Here is a 1,283-nt window from a genome sequence, read left to right on the forward strand (position 1 = left end):
GGCCCAGGCCTTCCAAACAGATACCCCTGGAACCCCTCGCACCCATGCAGCCTCAGGAACGACAGCTGCCCCGTCGTCTCCACCCCCTCCGCCACCACCTCCAAATCCAGGCTCTTTGCCAGCGCCAGGATCGTCCGCACGATCGCCGCGTCGTTCGGGTCCGTCAGCACGTCCCGCACGAAGCTCTGGTCGATCTTCACCTGGTCCAGCGGCAGGCGCTTGAGGTAGGACAGGGACGAGTAGCCGGTGCCGAAGTCGTCCAGCGCAAACCCCACGCCTTCGCTCTTGAGCTGCACCATGCGCGCGATGGTGTCTTCGATGTCTCCCAGCAGCAGGCTTTCGGTGAGTTCGAGCTTGAGCTGCCGGGGGTCTGCGTTGTGGTTCTTCAAGGTTTGCAGCACTTCGGCCACGAAGCCGGGTTGGCGGAACTGGCGGGCACTGACGTTGACGGAGATGGACAGGTGGGCGGTGTCTGGGTGCTGGCTCCAGCGCTGCAGTTGTTCGCAGGCGGTCTGGAGCACGTATTGGCCCAGGGGGAGGATGAGGCCGGTCTGTTCTGCCAGGGGGATGAAGTCGCCGGGGCTGATCATGCCGCGCTGGGGGTGGCGCCAGCGCACGAGGGCTTCTGCGCCCAGCAGGCGGGCATGGTGGTCCACGACGGGCTGGTAGTGCACGAGCAATTCGCCCCGGGCCAGGCCCTGGCGCAGGTCGGCTTCGAGGTTGGAGCGGGCGTTGACGGCCGCCTGCATGTCGGGGTCGAAGAAGCGCTGGGTGTTGCGTCCTGCGGCTTTGGCCTGGTACATGGCCAGGTCGGCGCGCTTGAGGAGTTCGTCCACGGTGAGGCGTTCGTCGCCAAAGAGGGTGATGCCGATGCTGGGGGTGCTGTAGTGCTGGGCGCCGTCCAGGTCAAAGGGCTGGTTCAGGCTGGCCAGGAGTTTTTCGGCGACGGTTTCTGCCTGGGTGGCGGCGTTTTGCAGGTCAGGGGCCAGGGCTTCGAGCATGACGACGAATTCGTCGCCGCCGAAGCGGGCCACGGTGTCGGCTTCGCGCACGCTGCCCACCAGGCGGGCGGCGACCTGGGCCAGGAGCTGGTCGCCCATGTCGTGGCCCAGGGTGTCGTTGAGGTCTTTGAAGTTATCGAGGTCGATGAACAGCAGGGCCCCGAGGTTCCTGGTGCGCTGGCAGGCGGCGATGGAGCGTTGCAGGCGGTCCAGCAGCAGGCGGCGGTTGGGCAGACCCGTGAGCGCGTCGTAGAACGCCAGGCGTTCGATCTCTTGTTCGGC

The 1,283-nt window shown here is 66.4% G+C and carries 1 protein-coding gene; it reads right to left on the reverse strand.

Going from position 1 to position 1,283, the window contains the following annotated elements:
• Window positions 1-1,283, reverse strand: a 1,283-nt coding sequence (locus DBR23_RS27140; protein ID WP_146191467.1) for a bifunctional diguanylate cyclase/phosphodiesterase, incomplete at both ends; no start/stop codon positions are given.

This window comes from Acidovorax sp. HMWF018, assembly GCF_003061035.1.
Lineage (GTDB): Bacteria > Pseudomonadota > Gammaproteobacteria > Burkholderiales > Burkholderiaceae_C > Acidovorax > Acidovorax delafieldii.